The sequence below is a fragment of the Allobosea sp. Root670 genome (genome assembly GCF_001429415.1).
Taxonomy (GTDB): domain Bacteria; phylum Pseudomonadota; class Alphaproteobacteria; order Rhizobiales; family Beijerinckiaceae; genus Allobosea; species Allobosea robiniae.
The window spans coordinates 176,318-182,500 of sequence record NZ_LMJU01000021.1; the positions used below are offsets into that span (position 1 = coordinate 176,318).

General features: G+C 66.4%; 6 protein-coding genes (1 of these 6 running past the window's edge). 1 reads left to right on the forward strand and 5 read right to left on the reverse strand.

Annotation, left to right across the window (positions count from 1 at the left end; all coding sequences use genetic code 11):
* Positions 1–24 precede the first annotated feature (24 nt).
* Positions 25–1,152: a saccharopine dehydrogenase family protein gene (locus ASE61_RS25745; protein ID WP_061971850.1), complete on the reverse strand. Its 1,128-nt coding sequence runs from the start codon at positions 1,150–1,152 to the stop codon at positions 25–27.
* Between the two features lie 181 nt (positions 1,153–1,333).
* Positions 1,334–1,777: an Lrp/AsnC family transcriptional regulator gene (locus tag ASE61_RS25750; RefSeq protein WP_061971852.1), complete on the reverse strand. Its 444-nt coding sequence runs from the start codon at positions 1,775–1,777 to the stop codon at positions 1,334–1,336.
* Positions 1,778–2,012: 235 nt separating this feature from the next.
* On the opposite strand from ASE61_RS25750, the gene ASE61_RS25755 reads away from it, so the two are divergent.
* A complete protein-coding gene (locus tag ASE61_RS25755) occupies positions 2,013–2,495 on the forward strand; it encodes a hypothetical protein (RefSeq protein ID WP_061971854.1) in 483 nt (160 codons plus the stop codon).
* Positions 2,496–2,554: 59 nt separating this feature from the next.
* Here ASE61_RS25755 and ASE61_RS25760 read toward each other — a convergent pair whose 3' ends face one another.
* The 3 genes from ASE61_RS25760 to ilvD all read right to left on the reverse strand — a co-directional run.
* A complete protein-coding gene (locus ASE61_RS25760) occupies positions 2,555–3,490 on the reverse strand; it encodes a hypothetical protein (protein ID WP_061971855.1) in 936 nt (311 codons plus the stop codon).
* A gap of 69 nt (positions 3,491–3,559) precedes the next feature.
* Positions 3,560–4,666, reverse strand: coding sequence for an HPP family protein (locus ASE61_RS25765; protein WP_061971857.1), 1,107 nt, complete (start codon positions 4,664–4,666; stop codon positions 3,560–3,562).
* 191 nt (positions 4,667–4,857) lie between these two features.
* Positions 4,858–6,183, reverse strand: partial view of a dihydroxy-acid dehydratase gene (gene ilvD, locus ASE61_RS25770; RefSeq protein ID WP_061971859.1) — the 3' portion only. Its footprint extends 516 nt past the window's final position; the window shows 1,326 of its 1,842 coding nt (coding positions 517–1,842); the start codon falls outside the window, past its right edge; its stop codon occupies positions 4,858–4,860.

Here is a 6,183-nt window from a genome sequence, read left to right on the forward strand (position 1 = left end):
CCTGACTTGTGAGCGAGCAGCCGCTCAGGCCGCGCTCTTGATCGCGACGGTCGGCACCAGGCCGGCCGCGTCGACACCGCGCGCTTCGCCGACCAGCCGGGCGCCGGCCTTGGTCGCGAGGAAATCGGCGAGGACAGCGTCCTCCTGGCGCACGAAGCCCTTGGCGGGCAGCTTGCCGGCGAGGAAGAGCTCGACCATCGCGACGCAGCCGGCGGCGGTGGTGAGCTGGATCGCGCCGAGCTCGTCATTGCCGTCATAGCGCAGCACGACGCTCTCCTCCTCCAGGCGGCCGTTCCGTTCGCCGACGCCGGTCACGAAGATCACGACCACGTCCTTGCGGGTGAAGGGCGCGGAGTGCGTGAGGATGCGGCGGAGCGTCTCGCGGTCATCGGCGAGATCGAGATCGCGCAGCAGGAGCTTCATGATCTCGGCATGGCCGGGATAGCGCAGCGTCTTGTAGCTCATGTTGCGGACCTTGCCGGCGAGCGTCTCGGTCAGCGTGCCGAGGCCACCCGAGGTGTTGAAGGCCTCGTAGGCGACGCCGTCGATCATCACGCTCTCGATGCCTTCGAGCGCCGGCACCAGGGTCGGCTGCCCGTCGAAGACGATCTCGCAAGGGTTGCAGTATTCGTTGATCAGGCCGTCGACCGACCAGGTCACATTGTAGCGCAGTGCATTGGTCGGATAGAGCGGAAGCGCGCCGACGCGCATCTTGATCGCGCGGACATTCTCGAAGCGCGCGGCCATGTCGGCGCCGAGGATGCAGATGAAGCCGGGAGCCAGGCCGCATTGCGGCACCAGCGCGACATCCGAGGTCTCACCGAGTTCCTTGATGTAGGAAGTGGTGGCGACGTCCTCGGTCAGGTCGAAATAATGGGTCTTGGTCTCGGCCGCGACCTTGGCGATGCCCTTGTTCAGGAAGTACGGGCAGGCGCTGACGACGATGTCGCGGTCTTTCAGGAAGACGCGGAGCGCGTCGAGATTGGAAGCATCGACGGTCTCGGTGGCGAAGCGGCCGCCAGCGGCGTGCTTGAGCTGCGCGGCGGAGGCGTCGGCCAGCGTCACCTGATGGCCCTGCTCGGCCAGCATGCCGGCGATGATGACGCCGATCTGGCCGGCGCCGAGCACGGCAATGCGCTTCTGGATGGTCATGTCGCGATCTCCTGGTTGAGTGTCGGGTCGGCCAGGAGCCTTCCCCTCGATACGGAGCATCGCCGCGAGCCGTGCCGGCTTTAACGGGCGGATCGTCGGAGGAGCGCGTTATGGTGTTTCAGTTCGATGGGTAATGAACCAAGACGATGGGAAACGCCGGAAGCCGCCGGCCGCCTCGCCCTCAGCGTTCGAACTTGCGGGCTAGAATCACCGAGGATGTCGTCCGGCGCACGCCTTCCATCTCGGCGATCCAGTCGATGATCGTGTCGAGGTCGCTGGAGGTCTCGCATTCGATCTTGACGCTGAGGTCGAAATGACCGCTCAACGTGTGACATTGCACGATTTCCGGCCGTTTTTTCAGCGCAGCGACCACGCCGCCCTGCTGTTTCATCTCCAGCTCGATCAGGATCAGGGCCGCGATCGTCGTCGCAGGCCGGCTCGCCTTGCCGAGGATCGTGGTGTAGCCGGCGATCACTCCGTCGCGTTCGAGCCGGCTGAGCCGCCCTTGCGCTGTCGCCCGGGAGACGCCGAGCTGCTTGGCGATCTCGGACAGCGGCAAGCGCGCATTCTCGGTGAGGATGCGGATGAGCTCGCGGTCCTTCGCGGCGTCTGACGGCCGTGCCATGTCGTCTCCAGGGGTTTGGCGGGCCGTCATATAGCAGGGAAATAGTGATGCCCTGCAAGGGGCCGGCGTGTTTCGCCATCCGCGAGCGTCTCAGGGACTACTGAGCGGGAATTCGCCCGAAAAGGAACATCTTGTGGTCCGAAGCATTGTTCGCGCGCCGGAGGGGACTTGCTTCGGGGCGCAAATCGGAGTGGCATGCCGACCGGCGGCAACACGCTTTGCCATGGAGAACGCCATGTTCAGGACACTTATTCTCGCATCCGCATCGGCCTTCGCGCTCGTTTCCTTCTCCGTGGCGCCCGCCTCGGCGCTGACCATGAAGGAATGCAGCGTCAAGTATCAGGACGCCAAGAAGGCCAATACGCTGAAGGGCCAGAAGTGGAACGACTTCCGCAAGGCCCAGTGCGGCGACGACGACGCCGCTGACGACGAGGCAGCCGCTGCCATGCCGGCCGAGCCGGCGAAGCCTGCCGCTTCCGCCATGCCGGCCGGGTCGGCTGCCAAGCCCGCGGCGATGCCGGCGGGCAAGGCCAAGGCCGCGATCTTCCCGAAGGCGGTTTCGCAGAAATATTCGAGCGAGACCGCTGGCAAGGCGCGTCTCAAGACCTGCGTCGATCAGTACAATGCCAACAAGGCTGCCAATGCCAATGGCGATCTCAAGTGGATCGAGAAGGGCGGCGGCTACTGGAGCCAGTGCAACACCAAGCTGAAGGGCTGATCCTCGGCAGGGTATCTGTTTCGGGAACGCCGCGCCGGAAGGCGCGGCGTTTCGCGTTTCTAAAGCGACTGGGAGGGGCGCGATCCCGGCTCGGCCGGCCGGCTCGGCGCCGGATTGCCGGGCCTCTGCCCCTTGCCGATCATCTCGCCGCGGGTGCGGATGACATGGGCGGTCACCACCTCCTGGACCCGCTTTTCCGCGGCCTCGCGCACGGCATTGCGATTGGTCGGCCGGCCGTCCTCGGTTTCGATGATCTCGATCGTGGCATGGGTCAGGGCGTCGACATCGCCCTTGCAGAACAGCATGGCGGCCTTGGCGACGACCTCTGCCTTCTCGTCGGTGAGCAGCATCGGCGCGCCCTCGCGGCCGATGCAGGCCAGCATCTTGCTGCGGATCAGGTCGCGCGTCTTCTCCAGCAAGGCCTTCTTCTCGGCCCGCGCCGCGCGCTCCTTCTCCGTGGCTTCCGGTGTCTGGGCCCGGACGGGCGCGCCGGGTGAGACCGGGCCGCGCACATTGGCGCTCTGCTTTACGCATTCGACCAACGCCGGCAGCATCTCGCCGGTCGAGGTCAGCGCGAAGGTATAGCGCGCGTCATTGGCCACCAGCTCGAGATAGCGCCCCTGCCGGAAGGCATTGATCAGGGTGGACTGCGCCGGCATGGCGATCGTGACGAGCGTCGGCGACTTGATGTTGGCGGTCACCTCTATGGTCGAGCTGCGGTCGAAGACGAGCCGGAGCTTCAACGTCTCGCCGGTTCTCAGCTTCCATTCGGGCTTCGAGAAGCCGAGCAGCCAGGAGAATTGCGCGGTCACCGAGGTCAGCATCGTCACCCCGCTCTTGTAGCGGGCGCTGACGGCGCAATGCGAGAAGGCACCGCTCTGGTCGTTGGTGAAGGTGCCGCCCGACCAGTTGCCGACGACGATCTTGCCGAAAGGACCTGCGGCTGCCGCCGGCAGCGACAGAAGGCAGCTCAGGGCGACGATCGCAGCCCGCATCAGGATTCCTCCGTTGATATCCCGCCACAAGGCTAGAGCAGGATGGCAGCCGGGGGAAACCCGCTTTTTTCAGGCCGCTTCACGTCGGAGCGGTCGCAGCAGCATCGCCAGAAGATCGCTCTGGCTGACGAGCCCGACCAGACGCTCGTCGTCATCCACGACGATGACGGCGTGATGGCTGCCATCGGTGAGGGCGGCGATGAGATCGACGGCCGGCTCGTCAGGGCGCGCGATCACGGCAGGGGACATCACGTCGCGAACGCGCAGGCCGGGATGGGTGAGTTCGCGCAGGCCGACCGTGCCGAGCAGCCGGTTCTCGCGATCGACGACGGGCAGGGTGCGGATGGCATGGTCCAGCAGCAAACGGCGGGCGGTCTCGATATCGTCGTGCTGGTCGACGCGGACGAGATCGCGGGACATGATGTCGGCGCAGCGCGGCAGCTCGCGCTTGCGCGCCAGCGCGTGGAGTTCGACGCGCCGGAGCAGCCGGTCGAGATCCTCGCGGTCGATGTCGAAGGCCTCTCCGACATCGCTCAGCGCGGCGTCGATATCGTCCTCGTTGAAGCCGACGCGTTGGCCGGAGGGCGGGTCCTTCGTGCCGTGGGTGTTCGCCGGTGCTGGTGGGCGATGCGGATAGCTGTGGCTGGAGAAGCGGTGGAACGCCACGCCGAGCAGGGTCAGCACGAGCGCGTTGAGCCCGACCGGGACGAAGGCGAAGCCGAGCCCGTAGGTCGCGACGGCGGGGCCGCCGAGCGCAGCGGTCAGCGCCGCCGCTCCACCCGGCGGATGCAGGCAGCGTAAAAGCGACATTGCTGCGATCGCGAGCGCCACCGCACAGCCGGCAGCCACCGCCGGCTCCGGCACATAACGGCTGACGAGGAGGCCGATCAGGGCTGAGACGGTGTTGCCGCCGACGATCGGCCAGGGCTGCGCCAGCGGACTCGACGGGATCGCGAAGAGCAGCAGAGCTGACGCACCCATCGGTGCCACGAGAAGCGGCAGATGCGGGTCATTGCCGAGCAGCAGGCCGCAGATCAGCCCGGTCGCGCCGACGCAGACGAGCGCGCCGACGCAGGAGACCAGACGATCGCGCCAGGTTGCACCGGCCAGGATCGGCACGAAGAACCGGAAATGCGAGCGCCGGCTCGCGGGCGAAGGAGGGGAAGCGGAACTCATGACGGCCGATTGGGCTGCTCAAATATAGTGCAGGCTCAATAGGCGGATCGCGATTGTCTGGGCAATGTCAATCTGCCGTCAGATTGGCTGTTTTCATGCAAAAGGCAGAAACGTCTTTTCAAGCCGCGCGATTGGGGAATTTCGATCTAGCGAGGACCGCCCGGCCGCGTTGGCCGGGCGGTCGGTCATCATCAATCGACGACGCGCACCGCGCCCTTGGCCGCGCTCGTCGTCGTCGCGGCATAGGCCTTCAGCGCAGTGGTGACCTTGCGCTTGCGCGGCGCGGCCGGCTTCCAGGCATCCTTGCCCTTGGCCTCCATCGCGGCGCGGCGGCGTGCCAGATCCTCGTCGGAAACTTGGAGCGAGATGCTGCGATTGGGGATGTCGATCGCGATGATGTCGCCGCTCTCGACCAGGCCGATTGCGCCGCCCTCGGCCGCTTCCGGCGAGACATGGCCGATCGAGAGGCCTGACGAGCCGCCCGAGAAGCGCCCGTCGGTGATGAGCGCGCAGGCTTTGCCCAGCCCCTTCGATTTCAGATAGCTCGTCGGATAAAGCATTTCCTGCATGCCCGGCCCGCCGCGCGGCCCCTCGTAGCGGATCAGCACGATATCGCCTTCCTTGACCTTGCGGTTGAGGATGCCTTCGACCGCCGCGTCCTGGCTCTCGAAGATCACGGCTGGCCCGGAGAACTTGAGGATCGAGGCATCGACGCCGGCCGTCTTCACGATGCAGCCGTCGAGCGCGATGTTGCCGAACAGCACCGCGAGGCCGCCATCCTTCGAATAGGCATGCTCCGCGCTGCGGATCACGCCCTTCTCGCGGTCGGCGTCGAGCTCGGAGAAGCGACGATCCTGGCTGAAGGCGGTCTGCGTCGGCACGCCGCCGGGTGCAGCGCTGTAGAAGGAGCGCACCGCCTCGCTCTCGGTCTGTGTGATGTCCCAGCGCGCCAGCGCGTCCGCCATCGTCGTGCTGTGCACGGTCGGCAGTGAGGTATCGATCAGCCCGGCGCGATCGAGCTCGCCGAGGATCGCCATGATGCCGCCGGCGCGGTGGACGTCTTCCATATGCACGTTGGCGACGGCCGGCGCGACCTTGCACAGCACCGGCACGCGGCGCGACAGCCGGTCGATATCGGCCATGGTAAAGTCGATCTCGGCTTCATGCGCGGCCGCCAGCAGGTGCAGCACGGTGTTGGTCGAGCCGCCCATGGCGATGTCGAGCGTCATCGCGTTCTCGAACGCCTTGAACGAGCCGACATTGCGCGGCAGCACGCTCTCGTCGTCCTGCTCGTAATAGCGACGGGCGAGATCGACGATCAGGTGGCCGGCCTCGACGAAGAGGCGCTTGCGGTCGGCATGGGTGGCGAGCGTCGAGCCATTGCCCGGCAACGCGAGGCCGAGCGCCTCGGTCAGGCAGTTCATCGAATTCGCCGTGAACATGCCCGAGCAGGAGCCGCAGGTCGGGCAGGCCGAGCGCTCGATCACGTCGACCTCGGCGTCGGTATACTTGTCGTC

What these genes read in the sequence shown, in the direction of transcription:
- ASE61_RS25745 (WP_061971850.1), bottom strand. Translation starts at nt 1,152, where the DNA reads ATGACCATCCAGAAGCGCATTGCCGTGCTCGGCGCCGGCCAGATCGGC.
- ASE61_RS25750 (WP_061971852.1), bottom strand. Translation starts at nt 1,777, where the DNA reads ATGGCACGGCCGTCAGACGCCGCGAAGGACCGCGAGCTCATCCGCATC.
- ASE61_RS25755 (WP_061971854.1), top strand. Translation starts at nt 2,013, where the DNA reads ATGTTCAGGACACTTATTCTCGCATCCGCATCGGCCTTCGCGCTCGTT.
- ASE61_RS25760 (WP_061971855.1), bottom strand. Translation starts at nt 3,490, where the DNA reads ATGCGGGCTGCGATCGTCGCCCTGAGCTGCCTTCTGTCGCTGCCGGCG.
- ASE61_RS25765 (WP_061971857.1), bottom strand. Translation starts at nt 4,666, where the DNA reads ATGAGTTCCGCTTCCCCTCCTTCGCCCGCGAGCCGGCGCTCGCATTTC.